Source organism: Nonomuraea dietziae, assembly GCF_014195505.1.
GTDB lineage: Bacteria > Actinomycetota > Actinomycetes > Streptosporangiales > Streptosporangiaceae > Nonomuraea > Nonomuraea roseola.
In genome coordinates this window covers 4,773,306-4,793,714 of sequence record NZ_JACIBV010000001.1, presented here as the reverse complement: position 1 = coordinate 4,793,714, position 20,409 = coordinate 4,773,306, and the positions used below count along the sequence as shown (strand labels likewise).

14 protein-coding genes are annotated in these 20,409 nt (G+C 67.4%); 7 read left to right on the top strand and 7 right to left on the bottom strand.

Annotated elements, in window-relative coordinates:
- Positions 1-273 precede the first annotated feature (273 nt).
- Complete coding sequence (locus FHR33_RS22635; protein WP_312895670.1) at positions 274-1,086, top strand: NAD-dependent epimerase/dehydratase family protein; 813 nt, start codon at positions 274-276, stop codon at positions 1,084-1,086.
- A gap of 746 nt (positions 1,087-1,832) precedes the next feature.
- On the opposite strand, the gene FHR33_RS22630 is transcribed toward FHR33_RS22635, so the two are convergent.
- The gene (locus FHR33_RS22630; protein ID WP_183651145.1) at positions 1,833-3,278 is read right to left on the bottom strand and encodes a WD40 repeat domain-containing protein; all 1,446 of its coding nucleotides are present in this window, start codon (positions 3,276-3,278) and stop codon (positions 1,833-1,835) included.
- The gene (locus FHR33_RS22625) at positions 3,233-5,326 is read right to left on the bottom strand and encodes a serine/threonine protein kinase (RefSeq protein ID WP_312895669.1); all 2,094 of its coding nucleotides are present in this window, start codon (positions 5,324-5,326) and stop codon (positions 3,233-3,235) included. The genes FHR33_RS22630 and FHR33_RS22625 overlap by 46 nt, the downstream gene beginning before the upstream one ends.
- A gap of 361 nt (positions 5,327-5,687) precedes the next feature.
- Here FHR33_RS22625 and FHR33_RS53330 point away from each other — a divergent pair, with 361 nt between their 5' ends.
- The 4 genes from FHR33_RS53330 to FHR33_RS49180 all read left to right on the top strand — a co-directional run bounded on the left by FHR33_RS53330 (position 5,688) and on the right by FHR33_RS49180 (position 7,695).
- The gene (locus FHR33_RS53330) at positions 5,688-5,987 is read left to right on the top strand and encodes a class I SAM-dependent methyltransferase (RefSeq protein WP_183660239.1); all 300 of its coding nucleotides are present in this window, start codon (positions 5,688-5,690) and stop codon (positions 5,985-5,987) included.
- Positions 5,988-6,316: 329 nt separating this feature from the next.
- On the top strand, positions 6,317-6,766 hold the full coding sequence (locus FHR33_RS22615) for a WapI family immunity protein (protein WP_183651141.1): 450 nt from the start codon (positions 6,317-6,319) through the stop codon (positions 6,764-6,766).
- 109 nt (positions 6,767-6,875) lie between these two features.
- The gene (locus FHR33_RS22610) at positions 6,876-7,394 is read left to right on the top strand and encodes a hypothetical protein (RefSeq protein ID WP_183660642.1); all 519 of its coding nucleotides are present in this window, start codon (positions 6,876-6,878) and stop codon (positions 7,392-7,394) included.
- A 43-nt stretch (positions 7,395-7,437) separates the two neighbouring features.
- A complete protein-coding gene (locus FHR33_RS49180) occupies positions 7,438-7,695 on the top strand; it encodes an alpha/beta hydrolase-fold protein (RefSeq protein ID WP_221241202.1) in 258 nt (85 codons plus the stop codon).
- A gap of 138 nt (positions 7,696-7,833) precedes the next feature.
- On the opposite strand, the gene FHR33_RS22600 is transcribed toward FHR33_RS49180, so the two are convergent.
- From FHR33_RS22600 to FHR33_RS52740, 4 genes are all read right to left on the bottom strand, one after another.
- Positions 7,834-8,805 (bottom strand): ankyrin repeat domain-containing protein, encoded by a 972-nt coding sequence (locus FHR33_RS22600; RefSeq protein WP_183651139.1) that lies wholly within the window; start codon positions 8,803-8,805, stop codon positions 7,834-7,836.
- 108 nt (positions 8,806-8,913) lie between these two features.
- A complete protein-coding gene (locus FHR33_RS22595; RefSeq protein ID WP_183651137.1) occupies positions 8,914-14,130 on the bottom strand; it encodes an Ig-like domain-containing protein in 5,217 nt (1,738 codons plus the stop codon).
- 1,224 nt (positions 14,131-15,354) lie between these two features.
- A complete protein-coding gene (locus FHR33_RS22590; RefSeq protein ID WP_183651135.1) occupies positions 15,355-15,936 on the bottom strand; it encodes a dihydrofolate reductase family protein in 582 nt (193 codons plus the stop codon).
- A 67-nt stretch (positions 15,937-16,003) separates the two neighbouring features.
- Positions 16,004-16,843 (bottom strand): helix-turn-helix domain-containing protein, encoded by an 840-nt coding sequence (locus FHR33_RS52740; protein ID WP_221241201.1) that lies wholly within the window; start codon positions 16,841-16,843, stop codon positions 16,004-16,006.
- A gap of 677 nt (positions 16,844-17,520) precedes the next feature.
- On the opposite strand from FHR33_RS52740, the gene FHR33_RS22580 reads away from it, so the two are divergent.
- Together FHR33_RS22580 and FHR33_RS22575 are read left to right on the top strand one after the other, a co-directional pair.
- Positions 17,521-18,372 (top strand): serine/threonine-protein kinase, encoded by an 852-nt coding sequence (locus tag FHR33_RS22580; RefSeq protein ID WP_246452046.1) that lies wholly within the window; start codon positions 17,521-17,523, stop codon positions 18,370-18,372.
- Between the two features lie 250 nt (positions 18,373-18,622).
- Positions 18,623-19,570: a CBM96 family carbohydrate-binding protein gene (locus FHR33_RS22575; protein ID WP_183651131.1), complete on the top strand. Its 948-nt coding sequence runs from the start codon at positions 18,623-18,625 to the stop codon at positions 19,568-19,570.
- On the opposite strand, the gene FHR33_RS22570 is transcribed toward FHR33_RS22575, so the two are convergent.
- Entirely contained in the window at positions 19,557-20,390 is an 834-nt protein-coding gene (locus tag FHR33_RS22570; protein ID WP_183651129.1) for an alpha/beta hydrolase, read from the bottom strand. The genes FHR33_RS22575 and FHR33_RS22570 overlap by 14 nt on opposite strands.
- Between the last annotated feature and the right edge of the window lie 19 nt (positions 20,391-20,409).

The window sequence follows — 20,409 nt, the reverse complement described above, 5'->3', positions numbered from 1 at the left end:
TCTCAACAGCACAGCAACGGGGATGACTTTCCGCCGTGGCGCCGCCGGCCGAACTCGCCTGCGCTCGCCCTTCGGGTGCCTACGGCATTCCGCCGGCCGCGCCACTCCGAACGGGTCTTTGGCTAGGCCTGTGGGTGCTCCACCTTGACCAGTTCCTCAGAGCCCTTCGTGATTCCTCTTGGTACTGTCGCTGGCCATGCGGATTCTTGTTCTTGGCGGTACATCTTTTGTGGGTCGCGCCATCGTAGAGGATGCCTGCGCGCCGATGCCGAGGTGACCCTGTTCGGCCGAGGCAAGACCGGGACCGACTTGTTCCCCCAGCTGACCCGACTCATCGGCGACCGCGACATCGGCGACTACGCAGCACTGCACGATGGCACATGGGACGCGGTCGTGGACGTCAGCGGCTACGTGCCGCGCCACGTCGCGCAGTCGATGGACGCGCTCCGGGACCGGGTTGGCCGATACCTGTTCATCTCAAGCCACGCGGTGTATCAGCGCACTGGCGTGGGGCCGGGTTCGGACGAGGACGCTCCGCGTCGGCCGCAGGTGCGCGACACCGAGGAGCTCGACGACGACACCTACGGTCCGCTCAAGGTGGCATGTGAAGACGATGTGATGGCCCGGTACGGCTCGCGAGCGACGATCGTGCGGCCGGGAAAGGTGGCCGGGCCACACGACCCATCGGACATGTTCACGTACTGGGTGCGACGTGCCTCGCACGGCGGGCCGGTGGCGCTGCCCGCAGACCCCAAGCAGCCGGTGCAGATCATCGACTCGCGCGACTTGGCTCGCCTGGTGGTGCGGTTGCTCATTGACGAGCGCCCCGGCGCGTTCAACGCGGTGGGTCCTGCTGAGCCGACCACGCTCGTGGCACTCATCGAGACCTGTGCGCGGGTGGCGGGCACTGAAGTCGAGATCGTGCCGGTGTCACCCGACGCGGTGCCACCGCTGTTCCCGCTGGTGCGGACGAACTGGCCAACGCAGCAGCGCAGCTCGGCGCGGGGCCCGTGCGGCGGGCATGCCCGCGACCCCGCTGGAGGTGACGGCGGCCGACGTATTGGCCTGGGATCGCGAGCGCGGTGAACCACCCCTGCGGAATGGTTTCTCTCCAACGGAGGAGCGAGCCCTACTGGCGCAGCAGGGGCGGTAGCGACCCGATCTGCATGGGACTTATGGGAGTTCGAGAGACTCCTACCAGCGGCGTTGGATTTCATCGATTACTACCCGGACCCTGTTATGCCTCCGGCGGGGGCCTCGGGATCAAGGATGATCTCGACGAACACCAGGCGGTCAGTGGTTGAGGTGGAAGCCTGATCGTCCCGTCACCATCGCCCCAGGACAAGCCCAGCAGACCAGGGGCCAGAGGCGAAGGTGGTGCTTCCAGTGGGGAGCTCCACCTTCACCTCTGGCCGATGTGGCTGCCTGGTTGGGAGCGGTGGCCGCAGGTGCAGGCGGTCCTTCCCTGTTTCGATTGGGAGAGGGGGAAAGCTGGCGGGCTGCCGCTCTGACGGCCATCGAGCTCGCCACCGGAGTGAGGCTGAGCGAGGAGTGGGTTGGCGAAGCGCCGTCCTTCCTGACGGGCTGAATTGCGTCGCTGCTGTTCGGCCACCGCGTCACTGAGCAGACATGAAGCAGGACGCCTCATGGTCATGCGAGGCCCTGCTCCTTCAGCGATGTCAGCCTTCGAGGCTCTGGTGACTTGTCGTGGGACCTTGCGGGTCTCTTGGGATCTCACTGAGATTTGAGATTGGCAGAGGATGCGCATCGCCACACGCAGGAAATCGAACAGGATGCGCCTCATGGTGACCCGTGCATTCAAGACCAGCTCACTATGGCTGCCTGGTCGGGCAGATGTCGCGGTAGGGCACGTCCTTGAGGAAGGCAGCCCAGTCGGCCGGGGAGAGCGTGTGCCCGGCACGGCGGCACACGTCCTGGACGATCCGCTCGGCACCGATCGGGATCTTGTAGACGGAACCCCAGTCGGCGGCGTAGAGGGTGGAGTCGTCCGGGCTGAAGGCGAGCGAGGTGATCTGGGAGCCGTGCAGGTTGAACGCGCCGCCGAGCCGCCGCATGGCGTTGACGTCCCAGATTTGGAGGATGCCCTCCATGGTCACGCTGGCGAGCAGGTCGCCCTTCGGGGAGAAGGCCAGTTCTGCGATCTCACCCGTCGTCCCGCGCAGGACCGGCGTGATCTGGGCCGGCCCCTGGACCGTCCACATCGCGATGCGGCCGGCCGGACCGGCGCTGAACGCCAGCCGCCCCTGGTCGCTGACGGCCACTGCCGAGGCGCCGCGTACGACATCGAAGGCCGCGTCGACCGGCTTGCCGGTGGTGAGGTCGATGAACCTTCCGAAAGTCGAGGCGAGGCGCCCGTCCGGCGTGTACGGCCCGCCGCCGATCTGCGAGCTGAACGTGCGCAGGACGCGCCCATCGGCGGTATCCACCTCGAGTAGCCGGAAGCTGCCCTCCTGGGAGGATGGCTGGAGCGTGAGCGCGATCGTCTTGCCGTCCCGGCTGAAGTCGACACGTTCGGGGTTGTTCGTGTTCGTGTGGGGCGTGGAGATCTGCCAGAGCTTCTTGCGTGTCGCGAGGTCGATCAGCCGCACGCTCGTGATGTCGGCGATGAGCATACGTGTGCCGGTTCGGTCGAATCCCCATGCCCCGAATTCGCGGAGCGGGAACGTCGCCACCTCCTTGCGGCCGCGCAGGTCCCAAAGGCCGAGGCGGTTTTGATCGGGATCCTCCATCGCCACCCACCGTCCTCCGGGGCTGAGTTTCGCCACTCCCTTCCTGACATGGGTGGCGCCGGCTCTCGGGGACAGGTCGAGGCTGATGACCATGTTGTCGTAGAGGTAGCGCAGGGTCCTGCCGTCGGGGTCGAACCGAAGGTCGGTCAGCTCGTCCTCGGCCCGGTAGCTGAGGATCTGCTTCCGGTCGGCGACCTTCCACACGCGCAGCTCGCGTGCAGCGAAGGCGGCCAGGTAGTCGCCGTCCTGGCTGAAGCGCAGCTGGGCCCCGGGTTTCGTGCAGATGTCGCAGGCCCAGTCGTCATCGCCCAGTTTGTGCTCACGACCGGTCGCCGCGTCGACGAGCGCGATCGTGGCGGCCGCGCAGGCGATGGTCTTGCCGTCCGGGGTGAAAGCCGCCACGTCCACGTGAGTGCGGCAGGGCGCTAGGCGCCGCTCCGGGGTCCAGTCCGGCAGCGCCAGCTCGTCGAAGCGCCCACCCGTCAGCAGCAGGTGTTGCCTGTCGGATCGACGAGCGGAGGCTGCCACGGCACCGTGCCGCCGTCCGTGTAGAGAGCCTTGCCGAACTGCTTGCCGGTCGCCACGTCCAACAGGTAGACGATGTCACCTTGGTACATCACGGTGAGGATCGACTCGTGCTCACCCCAGATCGCGCTGAACCCGCCGCGTTCCGACAGGGACCGCCGCACCAGTTGCTTGCCCGAGGTGAGGTCCCAGACTCCGAGCTCTGAACCGATCGTCAGGGCGAGCAGGCGGCCGCTCTTGTTGAGCGCCGGCTCCTGAGGAGTTCCGTCCTTCAGCCTCAGCCCGGCCCAGCCACCGGTGCGCTTGCGGGTGCGGACGTCGTAGACGTTCACGCCGGCCTCGCTGACGCTGACGAGTGTGCGGCCGTCATGACTGAGGGCGCGGTGGGCAAGGCCCTTGACCAGGGGATCGCGGAAGACCGCCGTCTCCTGCTGCTGCAGGGAGGCGATGAGACTGGATCGGGCCTCCAACTGCGGTGAGACCCGCCAGGCGGCCACGCTCAGCAGCATCGCCTTGACCGGGTCGGTCGTGCGCATCCGGTCGGCCTCCGTCGCCACCTGTTTGGCGGTGAGGATGTCGCGCTGTTCGGTGGCCTGCTGCCGCTGATAGACGGCCAGCCCTCCGGCGACCATGGCCACGACCAGCAGCCCGGCCAGCGCGATCGTGGTCAACGTCCTGCGGCGGGTCCGTTTCCTGGTCAGCTCGGTGCCTGCCCGCAGGAAGTCCCTCTCGGCGGGGGTGAGCGTCACGTGACGGCGACCGGTCGCCGCCCAGTTGAGCGCCTGCTCGAGGCGGCTGCCCTGGAGCAGGTCGCCGTCCCGCCTGCCGTTGTCGGACCAGCGCCCTGCCGCCGCGGAGATCTGGCCCAGTACGGCCAGGCCATCGCGGTCGGCGTCCACCCACATGCGCAGCCGCGGCCAGGCCCTCAGCAGCGCGGGCCTGGACAGGGCGACCGAGGTGTCCTTCGTGGTCACCACGTACGAGAACGCCCGCAGGATCCGCTCGACCGCCGCCGCCTCGCGCTCTGGGCGCCCGCCGTACAGCTCCTCGCGCGAGGCCCACCGTCCGCTCTCGTACCCGTCCTCGTCCACGGTCACCATCCGCAGGAACACCTCGGCGGCCAGGTCGCGCTCCTCTGGCGCGAGTGCCGCGTAGGCGTCCTCCGCGATCGTGCCGAGCGCCGGATCACCCTGGTCGGACCCGTGCACGCCCTGCGCCGAGCGGCTGCCCGCGGCCAGCAGGCCCCTGGTGTCGGCGGCGTTGCCGCTGACCAGCGCGAGCAGCAGGTCGCGTGCCGCGGGCCTGGCGGCGGGATCCTTCGCCATCGCCGCCGCCACCAGCCGGGCCAGCCGCGGCGGCAACGCCCTCAGGTCCGGTGCGGAGGACAGCACCTGGTGCATCACGCCGCCCAGGTTGTCCGCCTTGAACGGATCCTGCCCCGTGGCGGCGAACACAACGACGGCACCCCACGCGAACACGTCGGCGGGCGCTCCCGCGCGCTGCCCGATGAACACCTCGGGCGCCATGTAGCTGGGCGTGCCCGAGATCTCGCCCGTCCTCGTCAGCGACATGTCCAGGGTACGGGCGATGCCGAAGTCGATCACGCGCGGACCGTCCGGGCCGAGCAGCACGTTGTCCGGCTTCAGGTCGCGGTGGATGACGCCCGCATCGTGGATCGCGGTCAACGCGGTGGCGATCGCCGTCGCCAGCCGGTGGAGGTCGTCCTCGGCGAACCTGCGGCCCTCGTTCACGGCCTTGCGCAAGCTCGGCCCTGCCACGTACTCCGAGACGATGTACGGCTTGCTTCCCTCCAGGTCGGTGGCGAGCACCCGGGCCGTGCAGAACGAGGCCACCCGGCCGGCCGCAGTCGCCTCCTTGACGAAGCGGTCACGGCTGCCGCCGTCGTCCGACGCGTGCAGCACCTTGATGGCGACCCTGTGTCCTTCGGGGTCGTAGGCCTCGTACACGACTCCCTGTCCGCCCGAACCAAGGCGTCCAGCCAGCCAGTAATCCCCGATGTGCTGCGGATCCCCCGCGCTCAATGCGTCCACGGCGCGTTAGATGAAGATTCTTCGTCCAAAGTTGTCACATCCGACCGCCTTGTCCCGTCTTGTCGGCGTAGCCTGGAACCGCGGAGGGTCCGATGACCCAGCGGCTCAGCATCGCGGAGCTCGCGACATCGACCGCAGATCGCTGAACGACTTCGTCAACAGGTCCGGAGATCTCGACCGCGTCCTTCGTCAGCGCTACCGGCGCGAGTCGCCAAGGAATTTCACGAGCGGTTCGTGACAGCTCGCCGCGTCCTCAACAACCGACGTCCGGACCTGCTGGACTGAGCCGTGATTCTGTTGCTCTGAGTTAGCAGCGCTTGCAGGTGTTCCTGGCAGCACACCAAGAGCCGAAGACCGGGTCCTGTGCGCCCTCGTCATCCAGCACATCAGGAACCGCGCACAAATGCTCACCGAGCTACACCGCGTTCTGCGACCCGGTGGATGGCTCCTGATTTCCACCTGCCACCCCACCGCCGACTGGCGGCACTTCGGCGGCTCCTACTACAGCCACGAGTGGAGCGACCTGTCCGTGGCGAACGGCAGGATGTCAATTCACTGCCAGCGCATGCCCCTGGAGACATTCCTCGGCGAACTACTGGCCGCGGGATGGGGAGGATCACGGCGTACAGGTGGGATCTGGCCCAGCGCGGCACTGCGATGAGCGCCTGTTGGAGTCGCCGGCGGGGCTCGTCTCCACAGCACTCAGGACACATGCAGGTCGGCGCGATCCGGTCGAGGGTGCAGGGGATGACCGCCTGCGTCCAGGCCAGTAACGCCGCAGCCACCTCACCCGGGCCGCATGCGAGTGTGTTCCAGGGCGACCACTGCCGCCATGGCCTGGCGCCCGAGCCCGGGAACATCATGGATCGAAGCTCTGGGGGGTTCGCACACCGATTCCCGCGTGCGGACCGCCGAAGGGCGCCTACGCGGCATGGCCCTTTCTGATCGACGTCATAGCTTCATGATCGCATCTTCGGAGAAAGTGGCCGCATGGATCACGCGGAGATCATCATCGGTCGGGACGAGCAGTCCGATCATGTACGGATCCAGGTCCTCGACCGCATGCATCCGGGCTGTACCGACTTCTGGGACGGCAACTGGCTGACCTCGCCCATCTATGTACACATCGGCGGGTTCACCGCCACGATCGACGCAGGGCTTCGAGTCGATGAACTCCGCGACTTCCGAGTGGCTTTGGAGCGCCTCTACGCACAGGTCGGGGGGAGCGCCACGCTTTCCTCCACCGAACATTGGATAGAGCTCACCGTCGAATGTCATCCCACAGGCTCGCTGTCGGTCTCCGGGATCGTGGCCGATGATCCGGGGATGCGGAACACCCTTCACTTCGTGGTCGAGGGCTTGGACCAAACAGACCTCCCGCCGCTTGTGGAAGCGCTCGTTGCGGTGGAGGAGCGATTCCCCGTCCTGGGACGCCGATGAGTGCTTCCCCGGAGCCACCTTGGGAGCCACCCGAACGGACGATCACGAACTGGGCCGGACGGATCTGAACGGCCGGAGTTCCGGCGAACAGCAGGGCGAACGGCTCTGAATGATCCTGGAGGCCGTTTTTGGACCTTGTAAACAGAAGGTCAGGGGTTCGATTCCCCTCGTCGGCTCGCATGTAAAAGGCCTCTTCCTTGATCGGGAAGAGGCCTTTTCGATCTTGTACAGCAGCGAACTACAGCTACGGGGTCTGATGACAGAGACGCGGATGCTCTCGTTCGCAGCATGGCGTGACGGCCATTACCCGGGGCTCGGGGAGCTGCTCGCCACTCTGGGCCCTCTTGTTGCGGGATATGAGTGGCGGATGATCATTGACTGGTCGAATCCCTCGGTCGAGGTTTCTGCGGATGCGTGGCTGAGTTCCGCTGAGGTCCTCCGCCGATTCGACGCTCGTGTTCAGCTTATAGACGGAGAAGCGATAGGACGCGGGGTTAGTTCGTCGGTGTCGGATGTTCGCCTTCGCGCCTTCGACAGCAGTTCGTGGGATGTGTGGACGACGAGGCCGGACGCTGCGTGGAGGGTCAGCCAGCTGTACCCGGATGCGGCCGAGCTCGAAGAATGGTGAAGGCGCTCCAGGCTGGTGCCTGTTTGGGAACCCCTCTATTGTCATGCTCCCCGCCGAACGCACCGCGGTGTTCGGCGTCTCGGCGGGTGGAGAACTGGCGCTCGCGATGGCGCTTGGGCATCCTGACATCTACGATGCGGTCTTCTGCGCCTCACCGGGCGCGGGGTTCCGGCCACCTCACGTGATGCCTCGTACGGTTCCGTGCGTGTACCTCGTCGCTGGGACGCTGGAGCCGTTCTTTCTGGAGAACGCGGCCCGGTGGGCGGTCGCGCGCGCGATGCGGGCGCGGACGTTGTCATGACGGAGCGGGTCGGGTCGCACGGCGGTGCGTTCTGGCAGGAGGAGTTCCCGGTGATGGTGTCGTGGGCGTTCGGCCCGTGATCACCTGGGTCGCCACCAGCCCGGTTCGCCCGTGGGCCCGGGGCCTGACCATCCGGCTTCAGCGGTCTCGCTCCGGCAGGCGCACCCACAGATCCGGCGGGCCGATGATGGCCCGGGCGTCGGGCAGTCGCAGCCCTGCCTTGGCGCACACATATGCCACGGCCTCGCCCTGGTAGAGGTATTCGGCCAGAATCTCGTCGGCCGTCAGGTGTCCGCCCGCGTCGCCGCCGCCGGGAAGTGTGTCGGAGTCCTCGATCGCTCCATCGCGGCTGACAAGTCCTTGGTCGCCGCTCTTGGGGTTGGCGAACAGGCTGTAGCAAACCGTTCCCTCGGACAACGGCAAGGTCACTTCGGGAGTGGAGGGGACGTACCCCCAGGGTTGGGTGACGACGCATCCACCGGGGACGTCGGTGATTCCGACGATTCCCAGATGGGCGTCGGGATCGGCCCAAGGATCTTCCAGGACCGGCTCCATAGTGGTGTCGTCCACCGGTCGGGCTTCCAGACGCCGCGCAGCCTCAGTCGTGGTGAGATCCGCCACGCAGGCCACACCCATGTAGTCGTCGATGTCGGCCAGCGCGGCGATCAGCCGGTGCGCCTCCGCGGCCGTCGCGGCCTCGTCGGGGGTCAGGCCGGGGTGCCCGGCGGGAACCGGGAACAGGTCCGGGGTCGGACCGGCGAGGGCGAGCCGTCCAGGAGACCATCCGGCCATCATGGGCCGCCAGGGGTCCGCACCGGCGGCGACCAGGGTGCGGGCGTTGTCCAGGCGATGGGCGAACACCGCCGTCCACAGGGCGGTCCGGTCGTCGAACTCGGCATCGACGTCGTCGACGCGACGGGCCAGCTCGGCCACCGTCTCAGGAGTCCCCCATTCGGCCGCGAAGTGCAGGGGCCTTCCCTCGTAACCGCCGAAGGCGTAGACGCCCGAGTCGGGGTCGGCGCCCGCTTCCAGCCTGGCGCGGATCGCCGCGAGGTCAGCCCATCCATGCCCATCGATTCCGGACCATCCCGCCGGTAGAGGCTCGGTCATGACGCTCCCTCGGATCGGCATGTCATGGACGGGGACGATTATTCCGTATCAGAACGGGCGGCGAACCGCCTCGGCCCTCTGCCGAGTGACAGAGGGCCGAGGTCCGGTTCAGCTTCTGGTTCTCACCAAGAAGGGGTCCTTGTCGGCGAGTCTATTTCTCGAATAGAAGGTTCTGAGCCAGGTCCATCCATGGTTCCTGTTCTGCAGGCCATTGATGGGTCTGACGGAGTAGTCGTTCCCCACTTTTCCTTGGTACGTGCTGGCGAAGGGGAACTCATCGCACTGCAGACCGGCCTGGGTGTAGTGCTGTACCCACTTCAGGCTCGGGTTCAGCTCCCAGTAGTACAGGTCGCATTCGCCCTTCGTCAGATGGCCGTTCACCTGCCTTTCCCAGTTGAACTTCTTCCGATTCTCATCCGCGTTCTTCTTGCCCAGGAGGCGGGTCAGTGGATTCGATCCCGGGACGTCGGCGTTGCCCGGGATGGTCTTGACCTGGCGCACGTTGTTCACCAGTTTGTAGGGCCAGGTGTTCTTGTTGTCCGGTGTCTTCAGGGCGTCGGCGATATGGTCGATGACCGCGTCCATGGGTTTCCCGGCCGCTGTCGCCGCGCTCTTCGACATCGTGAAGACGGGGGTGACGGTGAAGATGCAGGCGCCGGTGTGCACGCCATAGGTGTTGTTCGCCGCCGCTCTCACCGTGCTCGGGGGGTCCTCGTCCTCTTGTCCGAGGGTGAGTTCGTCACAACGGGTGGTCGGGGCGTACGCGTGGCTGGGGCCACCGCAGACGCGTGTGGTTCCGATGACCTTGCCCACGTCCAAGCCCTTGTCGTCGAAGCAGCCGGTGTTCCACAGCGGGATCGCCTGCTTGTCCCAGGTTTCGTCGACCTCGCCGTCCGAGTCCCACTCGTCCAGGGTGTTGTACAGCCGGGGACGAAGCGTGCAGGTGCTGACACGGTCGCTGTCGGGGTCGGAGTAGAAGCGGAAGAAGGTGTCACCGCTGGCCTTGAACTTGGCGATGCTGTCCCGGAACGTGTAGATGCCGTCCGCGTACTCCTGCCAGCCCTTGGCTTTCATCTGGCTGAGGACGGCGGGAGTGAGGTTACACGTGGAGCCGCTTTCGCCCTTCGAGCTGATCACCAGGCCGATCCGGTACTCGTCGAGTTTGTCGGCCGGGATCTCCTTGCCGTCGAGGTACGCCACGATGTTGCCCAGCCGGGTCCACATCGAGATCGTCTGCGGAGTCAGGCCCGTTCCGCCGATCACCCCCGCGCCGTCGGCGGTCCCCAGGTAGGTGTGGTAGACGGTCGTGGCCTCCACGAGATAGCCGTCCTCCACCTGCGGCCGGACGTACTCTCCCTTCTTGATGTAGTCGCCGACGCCGATGAGCTTGCTCCAGCAGGCGTTGTAGCGGGAGGACTTCTGCCAGCCGAAGCTGGCATTCGGCTGCGGCGCGTTCCGGCGGCCCTCCGAGCACATTTCAAGGCTCATGTGCTCATAGTCGAAATCGGCGTTCTGTACGGCGGTGGCCTCCGCCTTCTTCGGAGTGCTTGCCTGGCCGGAGTCACCGAGATCGATCTTGACCGACTGCCATTCCGTCCACGAGGACACCGCGGCGGCCGATGTGGCGCGGGCACGCCATCGCACCTGCCACCCGTCCTTCAGCTTCCCGCCGGGCACCCGAGCGATTCCCACAGATCCAGCGGCGATCTCTGCGCTTCCGGACCAGATTCTGCCCTTGCCCTGCGACCGGGCGCCGGGGTCGTGCTCGACCTCGACTTCCACGGTGGAGTGTCGCGTCAACCGGCCGGACACCTTGACCATGAGCTCCGGAGCCGTGGTCGGTACGACGGCCTCCTCAGCCTTCGAGGAGCGGGTCCACAACCTGTCGATGGACAACGGGGCCTTGGCCGTAGCGCGTAGTTGCCGTGGTTCCGCCGAGCCGGCCAGGAAAGTCCACCCGTAGGGCTCCTCGATGGCGTTGCCCGCGGTGTCCGAGGCCGCGGTGATCTCAGCCCGGTAGTAGAAGTCCAGCGGTTCGTCCGGCGTGAACGTCAACACCGTGTTACGGGCGCTCATCGTGACGCTGCCGGGAACCTCCTCGTCGTCGATGTCGGTCAGGACGAAGTTCACGTTGGTCACCGGCTCGCTGAAGGTGACCTTCACCGTGGCGTCGGCCGGCACGTTTTCGGCTCCGTCGGCCGGTTCCACCGCGAGGATCGTCGGCGGTGTCGTGTCCGAACCGGGGGGAGGTGTCGTGGGAGTCGGGCTGGGACCGGCGTTGTCGGTGTAGGTCACCTTCAACGTCGGCGGATGGGCCTCGGCCTCCTCGGTTTCCGACGCGTGGAAGCCGCGGTCGTACTGGGGGGCGCTGCTGGATTCGTCAACCCCGCGCACCAGCAGGCCGTGGTTGTCCTGGCCCGATGCCCAGCGCCGCACGATGTCGGTTACCGGCCAGGTCCACGCGACATCGCTCGGCGGCGAATCGCCGATGCATCCGCCGGGGTCCTTGGCGAGCGCCTCGCCGTTGGTGGTGGTCTGCGGCTGATTGCGCCAACTCAGGGTTTCGGCACTCCACGCCCCGGTGACCTGCTGCGCTTTGAGACCCGAGTCGGCGGCGCCACAACCGAAGGAAGCCGAATTCCACAGCTCCAGCTTGGCCTCGGTGATCGCCTTACCCGCCAGCGCCGAGGTGTCGAACTTCAGGTAGGTCCGCTCGATGGCCCTCGGAGCGCTACTGCCGTACGCACCCGCCCACACAGTGGGGCCATTAGGGCCGACCGTCCCTTGGTCATCGAGCCAGGTGTCGGTCTGCACCGGCAACGCGATCGTCTTCGGAGCCGATGGCGCCTGTACCGTCGTGAAGGACCAGACATGCGGGGTGGCCATGATGTTGCCCGCGGTGTCTTTGGCTTTGCTCGCTTCGGCGGTGTAGGTGGCGCTGTGGGCCAGGGGTTGTTGTGGGGTGAAGGTCAGGATCTTGTTGGTGCTGTCCATCGCCGCGGTGCCGGTGATGGCGGTGCCCTGCGCGTCCTTGAGGATGATCTCCGCTTCGGACACCGGCTCGCTGAAGGTGGCCCGCACTGGTGTGGCGACCGGTACGTCGGTGGCGTCCTTGGCCGGGTCGGTCCCGCTCACCGTCGGCGCGGTCGTGTCAGGCGCCGCCGTGGTGAAGGACCAGACATGCGGGGTGGCCATGATGTTGCCCGCGGTGTCTTTGGCTTTGCTCGCTTCGGCGGTGTAGGTGGCGCTGTGGGCCAGGGGTTGTTGTGGGGTGAAGGTCAGGATCTTGTTGGTGCTGTCCATCGCCGCGGTGCCGGTGATGGCGGTGCCCTGCGCGTCCTTGAGGATGATCTCCGCTTCGGACACCGGCTCGCTGAAGGTGGCCCGCACTGGTGTGGCGACCGGTACGTCGGTGGCGTCCTTGGCCGGGTCGGTCCCGCTCACCGTCGGCGCGGTCGTGTCAGGTCCCGTCGTGGTGAAGAACCAGGAATGCGGAGACATGACGTTGTCCCACAGGTCCGTCGCGCCGCTGACGGTCGCGGTGTAAACGGTGCCGGACTTCAGCGGCTGACCGGGTGTGAAGGTGACGGTGGCGTTGCCGTACTCACCGGTTTCGCCCGTCGTGGTGGCCACGACGCCGCCGTCGGCGTCCTTCAGGACGAGGTCGGCGCCGCGTACGTCCTCACTGAAGGTGACGGTGACGCCGGTGTCGGTCGGTACGTCGCTCGCGCCATCAGCCGGCGTCGTTTCGATGACGGACGGCGGAGCCGAGTCACCGACGTCAGGATTGGTGGGAGACTCGTCACTCTCCCCCTCCAGCGGCTGCAGCTCGGGGATGGTGCTGTCGGTCTCCGCGTAACGCTGGGTCTCGATCGCCCTGATCTGTTCGGTGCTGAGGACGCTGGTGTCGGGGGTGGCGAGCAGGACCTCCTCCATCGCCAGAGCCTCGCCGTAGGTGGGGAAGGACGTCAGATCCCCGCTGGAGTTGAACACCACCCTGACGCGGTCCGCGGGCGTGTAGTCGATGAACAGCACCGGGCCGCGTCCGTCCGCGCCGGTGTACTGGTCGGAGCGGTATTGGCGCCAGTTGGCTCCGGCGGCGCCCTCGGTGGCGGCGCGGATCATCAGCCCATAGTCCGACGTCCCGTCGGCCCACTGCTGCACGATGTCCTGGATCGAGTAGTACAGCTCGCCGCTACCCGAGCAGCCTGCCAGCGTGGCGCTGTAGCCGCCGGTGTTGACCACCGCGTTGGTGCCGGTGCTGGAGGGCTGGTTGGCCCAGGTCAAGGTGGAGTAGTGATAGGCCGAGGTGAGCCGGCGCGCGACGATGCCCACGCCTACACTGGTGCCGCACCCGTTGGCGTGGTAGTTCCACAACCGCAGGTCGGCGTCGTGGATGGTGGCGAAGTCCAGGTGGGTGCCATTGATCACGTAACGCAGGTAGGTGCGCCACAACTCCCCATCGGCCGACTTTCCCGCCCGAAGCCAGGTGGAGAGGGTCGCCGAGTTGGGGTACTGCACGCTGGAGACGAAGGTGTCGGAGGAGTCTCCCGCGCCGATCCACTCCCCGCTCATCGGCACGATCACCGGGTAGGCCACCGACGGATCGGCCAGGAAGGCAGCGTCGGGGGTCAGCACCAGCGAGGTGTTGCCGGAGGCGTCGGTGGTCACCGAGGTGTCCACCTTGCCGATCTTGCCCTGTTCTGGCGACTCGATGGCCTTGGCGTCAACCGCCTGCGCCGCCAGTGGCCTGCTCTCCGCCGCGCCCTGCGCCGACATGAGCTGGGGCTTGCCGTCACGGGTGCCGTACGTCTTGCCCTCGGGCAGGGTGACGGACAGGGAAATCTTTATCGGGCTCTTCGGACGCGTACGCAGCACGACGTCCTGAGCGAACCCGTTCGGGAGGGCGGTGAGCACCAGGTCGGCGCCCTCTGCCACCACATCCCGATAAGTGATCTTGTTTCCGTCCACGGTCGGCTTGGGCAGCTTGTTGTTCCAGCCGATGGCGACGGTTCCGTCCTTGTCCTTGGCGGTAACCAGGGTCTTGTCACCCTCGCCGCCGAAGGTCAGCGGAGTCTTGACCAGCTTGGCCGCCAGCGCGCCGTCGGACTTGGTCACGATCGAGGTGTCGACCGGCTGCCAGGACTTCTTGCCGTCCTTGCTGGACACTTTGAGCTGCACCGGTTCGGTGCTCAGCTCAGCGTGCAGCGTCTTGCCGTCGGTGTTGGCCCACACCTTCATGGTCTCGGTGTAGTGCGAGGGTAAGGCGACCCGTTTGCCGGTCTTGACGGCTTTCGCCTTGGCCGCCACCACCTTCTCGTCCACCACGGGACTGCCGCCCTGCGGCTTCGAAGGCGCCGAACTCGGCGCAGGTGCCGGCTCGGTGTGCTGCTCCGCCCAGGACGGAGCTGAGGCCAAGCTCAGGGCCATCGTCGCAGCCACGGCAGCGGCGGCGGCCCTCGCCAGGCGTCTGCTCCGATGCCTGGGACCGGGTAAGTGCGGTGCTGTCTCCCCGTTTCGCACCAGCAGTGTCACGTAACACTCCTCTGCACACAGCAGAGTGGCCATGTCGCCATGGCCACTCGAACGGATGTTCCAGACACAGAGGTATCATCCAGATCAACGCAAACACAGTCTTTGATCAAGCTGCCTTTCGTGATAGCCCCCATGGGCAGTGTCGAAGAGGGTGCACCCGGTCGGTAGTCTTGCCCCGGTTTGGTGGACACCTGATCTCTGAGGAACTATCTCGAGATTGGCGCTCGCACGAAGGTGTGCAGGTGCGGGCAGCCGTTCTCCCTGTCGCCGTGGAGCTTTGCGGGCCTGTGGCGGCGTGACCGGTGGTGGGACGGTCCAGTTCTCACTTGTGATGAAGTGCTCTGGGCGCAGATGCCGCCCCGGGCGGGGGATCTGCGTCGGTGTGCTCTTAAGGCCCCAGGCTCCAAACTCGCAGCGCCGTACAGTAATGCCGCCTCGCGCGATCACGTGGCATCAATCCGTACCCACTGCTTCAGCAGGGGTGGAGGCCGCTGACGAGGCGCCTGCCCTTTCCTGCGGATCTAGAAGGTCAGAGGCTCGTGTCCTCTCATGCGAAAGGCCCGCTACCAGGGGTTCGGCGGATTCATGGGGGCGGGCCTTGGCGTTTGTCGGGCAACCTCGAGATTTGCAACACACGGCTCCGGTCATGCTCAACCGACGCGCTCCCGGCTTCGTCTGGTCTCACAGTTCGATGAAGGTCGGCGGGAGGCTCCTGGCCTTGCCCGCTCTGCTTGAGGCGGCAGTCCGAAATGCCTTCGTGCCGATGGTTTCCGGGCCGCCCGGAGCCCGGACCGGCGGACCGGTCCATTGGACTATGGTCTCCAGTGACAGCAACGTCTCCCGGCGGGGCATCAACGATCATCGTGCCAGGGCATGAATGGCTGGCTTCCGGAACTTGTGGCCCTCAGTGGATCGGCGTGATCGGGACCGCGATCGGTGCCGAACGCGCAAGGTTGGTCGCGATCGTCAGCCCGCCGGCAGTGCGAGCTTCTTCTCGTACCCGGCTCAGGTCGGTCATCGGCGGACCCGGTAGCGCAGGTGGAGCACTCGGTTGCCCTGGATCACCACGTGCGGATCCTCCAACAGGTGTTGTGCGGCGACCGACCCGAAGTAGCGCTTGCCGGACCCGAACACCACGGGCGTGACGTCCATGGCGACCTCGTCGACGAGCCCTGCGGCCAGCACCTGGCCGCCGACGTCGCCGGCGGCGATCTCGACCGTTCGGTCGCCCGCGAGCTTCTGCGCCTTCGCCATGGCGGCCTCGACGCCGTCGACGAAGTGGAACGGCGTCTCGGGGTCCCAGCTTTCGGGCATCGGCCGGTGCGACACGACGACCACGTGGTCGATCCCGCCCGGTGGCTTGCCGCCCCAGCCGTCCGTCATGTCGAAGAGGTGGCGGCCGACGACTGTCACCCCGATCTGGTCCCAGTACGGCCGGGTGTAGTCGTAGGACGCCTGCGACACCTTCACCTCCCCCGTCTCGTCCAACGGGATGTCACCGCTGGACAACCAGTCGAACAGCGGTCCGACCTGATCGTTCTCGTCCGCGATGAAGCCGTCCACCGACACCGTGCTGTACATGACCACCTTGCCCATGGGCTCTCTCCTCTGCTCGGGATGTGCCCATACTGGCGTCTCGGGCGTTGCCGGCTCTTGTAAGAAATCAATCGGCTGGCAGCGGCCCGACGTCGAGCGCATGGCTGGGATGTTCGCGCAGGAACCGCCGCCGGCGGTCGAGGTACCGGGTCGGTGTAAGCCCTGTGAACGTCCGGAACTCGTGGCCGAAGTGGGCCTGGTCGAAGTAGCTGGCGCGACCGGCGAGGTCGGCCCAGTCGACCGGTCCGGCGGGGTCGATCGCGAGCACGGTGGCGGCGAAGCGGTAGGTGCGGGCGAGCCGCTTCGGCGTGACGCCGATGAGCTCCTTGAACCGCTGTGCCAGATGGGTGCTGCTGACGCCGGCCGCCGCGCTCAGGTCGCCGATCGCCACCGCTCCGGTGGCCGCCGCGATGACGCTGCTCGTGTGGCGGACCAGCCCCAAGCCGGCGGTCTCGCGGAGCCGTCGCATCAGCTCCTCCTCGAGCAGCGTCAGCATCTCGTGCGGTCCTGCCGCCGTGGCCAGCCGGTCTTGCAGCTCAGCGGTGGTGGGGCGGCCCCAGATCTGCTCCACCGTCACCGGCTGGTCGCACAGCTCGGCCGCGGGCATCGGCAGGAACGGCGCCAGCCCCCACGGCTTGAAGTGCACGCCGACCGACCGGGTCCCCGGTGGGTAGCCGAACTCGAAGGCGCGGGTGGGCGTGGTGACCACGCAGCCGTCGGTGTACTCGGCCGCCTCGATGTCGGTGCCGGCGCGGATGCGGAGCGGAGCCCCGAGGTTGAGGATGAGCACCGCCGACGGCATCGGCGGCAGCGTCAGCCGGGGGTACGGCGGCGCGCCCTCCAGGTAGTAGAGGTCGTCGATCAACCCATCCAGCGGCGGTCGCGGCACTCTGGACACGTACTCCACGCGTCACAGCATCGCCGATGCACGGGTGGGCCGCCAGCTCGTCGCACGCTGTCGGTCGCGGAACTGCGGGCGCTCTTCCGGGGCTGCCAGATTGGCAGCGGTGGCCGCAGGTGCAGGCGGTCCTTTCCCGATTTCGATTGGAAGAAGGGGGAAAGCTGGCAGGCTGCCGCTCTGACGGCCATCGAGCTCGCCACAGGAGTGAGGCGGAGCGAGGAGTGGGTTGGCGAAGCGCCGTCTTTCCTGACGGGCTGATGGAACGTGCATCAGGCGGTCCGGCTGCTGCGTGACGAGGGCTGGCCGTCTCGCGGCAGGGGCCAGGTGCCGGCAATGGACCCTGCCGCGGTGTGCCGAGCCGCCCCGCACACCGCAGCAGGACTCGGAGCTCTACGCCCCGCACTCCCAAGCGAGCGCGATGGCCCCCGCTCTCCCAAGCGAGCGCGATGGCCCCCGCTCTCCCAAGCGAGCGCGATGGCGATCGTCGAGATGGAAAGCGGCGCGTCATTGGATGTGGAATGGCTCGCGGACGGTCAGGCGGCGGTCATTCTTGGTCGCGGTGCATGAGCCGGTCGTCCGCTTGCGGCGCGCGGGAGGCGGAGGCGGTCGCGGATGTAACGCTCGCTCTTGATTGACTTCCACGATCTTCCGTCCGCGCGAATACGGCGCCCATTCTCGCTGTCATGGTCTGCGGCCGATCGCCGGGCTTGCCTAGAGCCCCTGGATCCCTGACAAAGATTTCCCGATATGCCAGTATCTGTCGGGTGACACTGGGGGATCTTCGGGACCACATTCCCGGTTACCGGCTCATCGAACCTGTGGGCCAGGGTGGTTTCGCCGTGGTTTACCGCGCCCTGCACGAGCGGGTCGGTCGCGTGGTCGCCGTGAAGATTCTTTCGGTGGCGGACCTGGACGAGCGGGCGCTGCGCAACTTCCGGCGGGAACTGGAGGTCATGGGTCGGCTGAGCGACCACCCCAACATCGTGGCCGCGCTGGACACCGGCACGACCCCCAACGGCCGGCCGTACATCGTCATGGACTTTCACGAAGGTGGGAGTCTCCACACTCAGCTGCGCGCGGCGGGAGCGCTCCCAGCGAACGAGGTGCTGCGGATCGGCGTGAAGGTCGCCGCCGCCCTGGCGGCCGTGCACGATGCCGGTGTCTTCCACGGCGACATCAAGCCGCAGAACATCCTCGTGTCCAAGTACGGCGAGCCGGCGCTGGCCGACTTCGGTGTGGCACGCATGCTGGACGTCGGGCAGCTGTCGTCCAACACGCTCATCTTCACTCCGCACCACGCCGCTCCTGAGGTGCTCAACGGCTTACCCCAGAACGTCGTCTCCGACGTCTACGCGCTCGGGTCGACTCTCTACCAGTTGCTGGCCGGACGTCCCGCCTACTATGACGCCGCCGATGTCGGGGTCGCCCCGCTGCTGCTCAGGGTGCTCAGGCAGCCGCTGCCTCCGCTGCCCGGAGCCCGGCGTCCCCGCTCCGCTGCGCGCCCTCGTCGAGCGGGCGATGTCCAAGGAGCCTGACGCGCGGCCGCAGACCGCCTGGGCCTTCGTCGAGGAGCTGCAGAAGGTGCAGCGGGCGCTCGGGCTCCCGGTGACCGAGCCGGCGACCGCCATTCCGGCGCCACTTCCCGCCGCCGTCACACCCCCCGCACCGGTAGCGGCCCCTCCCCTTCGCGCTGGGCCTGCCGTAACGGCGCCCACGAGCGCACGCCGCAGGTCCCGCCGATGGATTCTCGCGACGGCCGCGGCGCTCACCGCGGTGGTCGCCACCGTGGCCGCGGTCAACCTGACCGGCGGACCGGCCGCGAAGGCGGTGCTCGCCACCACTTCTTCCCCGCAGCCTGTGGCCACCGGGCGCGAGCCTGTCACCCCTTCGCCGAGTTCGGCTGAACCCTCGGCGAGGTCCAAGAAGCCCACCCTCACCAAGGTGTTCGTGACAACGGACGCGAAAGCCCAGACTCCTGGTCAGACTCTCCAACTGAAGGTGACCGGCCGTCTGTCCAACGGGCGCGCGGCCAGTCTGTCGAAAGCCACCTTCGACTTTCACAGCGCCGATCCCCGCGTGGCCACCGTCAGCCCCGACGGCCAGGTCACCGTGCTCGCCGCCGGCCGGGTCCGCATCACCGTCAAGGTGACCATGAACGGCGCGTCGAGGGTCGCCGCCCTCCCTCTCAGCATCGCGGCCTCGGCGACGCCCACCCCTTCCGCCTCGCCGAAGGCGGGTCCCCGGAGGCTGCGCGTGCCCGCCACCATGACCAACATGGTCCGGGCAGGCGGCTACTCCGGCGACGCGTACGCCGCCTGCATGAAATGCAAGGTCAAGACCGGTAACCCGGGCTACTACCGCGAGACGTACTTCCGCTTCGACCTCGGCGCCGTCAAGGTCGAGCCTGCCCGGATCGCCAAAATCGTGCTGCACGCCCACATGCACGTCGACGACAGCGGTGACGTCCAGGGAAGGGCTGTCGCGTACGCCATGGGGAACGACTGGACCTCCGGGGTCACCTTCGACACCCGCCCGCCTCTGAGCAACAAACTCGGCGAGTTCCCGCCGGTGGATGAGTCCGGCAGTTGGGTGAAGCTGAATCTCACCGGCTACCTCAAGCCGAAGCTGGGCGGACCGGCCAGCGTCGGGTTGGCCGAGAGTGCTGGAGTAGGCGTGGCTGTCGGCGGCCTCTCCTCCAAGACCGTCCCCTATCTCGAGATCACCACTCGCTGACGCCTCGAGCCCGGGCGGTCAGGGCGCGGTCGATGAACGATGTGACGTCGTCCAGGACCTCGTCCTTGTTGGTCTCGTTGAACCCCTCGTGCCTGCCGCCCGGGTAGATCCGCTCGGACAGGTCGGTCCCCCGCACGGTGTCGATCCCGCCCCTGCTGGGCCCGAGCGGCACGAGCGGGTCGTCTTCGCCGTGCACCCACAACGTCGGCAGCGCCCCGAACGTGCCGCCCTCGGCGAGCGTGGTCAGCGCCGCGGTGAACGCCTCCAGCGTGGGTCGCTTGAACGGCCCGTGCCACACCAGCGGCTCGGCGGCGGCCGCCGCTCCCACGGACGGATCGCGGGACAGCATGGCCGGGTCGAGGGGGATGCCGGGGATCTCGTCGAGGGCGAGCAACGTGGACACGACCTCCCACTCGCCGATCACGGGCGCGGACAGCACGAGCGCGGCCAGGCCGGTCCCGTGAAGCTGGGCGTAGCGGGCGGCGATCATGCCGCCCATCGAGTGGCCGATCACCACCAGGGGCACGCCGGGATGGTCCCTCCGGGCGCGTTCCTCGACCGTGCGCACGTCGGTGACCACGTCCTCGAAGTCCTCGATCAGCGCCCGATCGCCCTCCGACTTGCCGTGGCCGACGTGGTCCATGCCGTAGACGGCGGCGCCGTGCCGGACGAGGCGGTCGGCCACGTGCTCGTGGCGGCCGATGTGCTCGCCGTAGCCGTGGATCAGGATGACCACGTAGCGCGGCCGGTCGTGGGGCCATTCACGGACGGTGTTGACCCCTCGGACACCGGCGAAGGTGTGCTCTCGTGACTCGGCCATGCTCACTCCTCGATCGAGA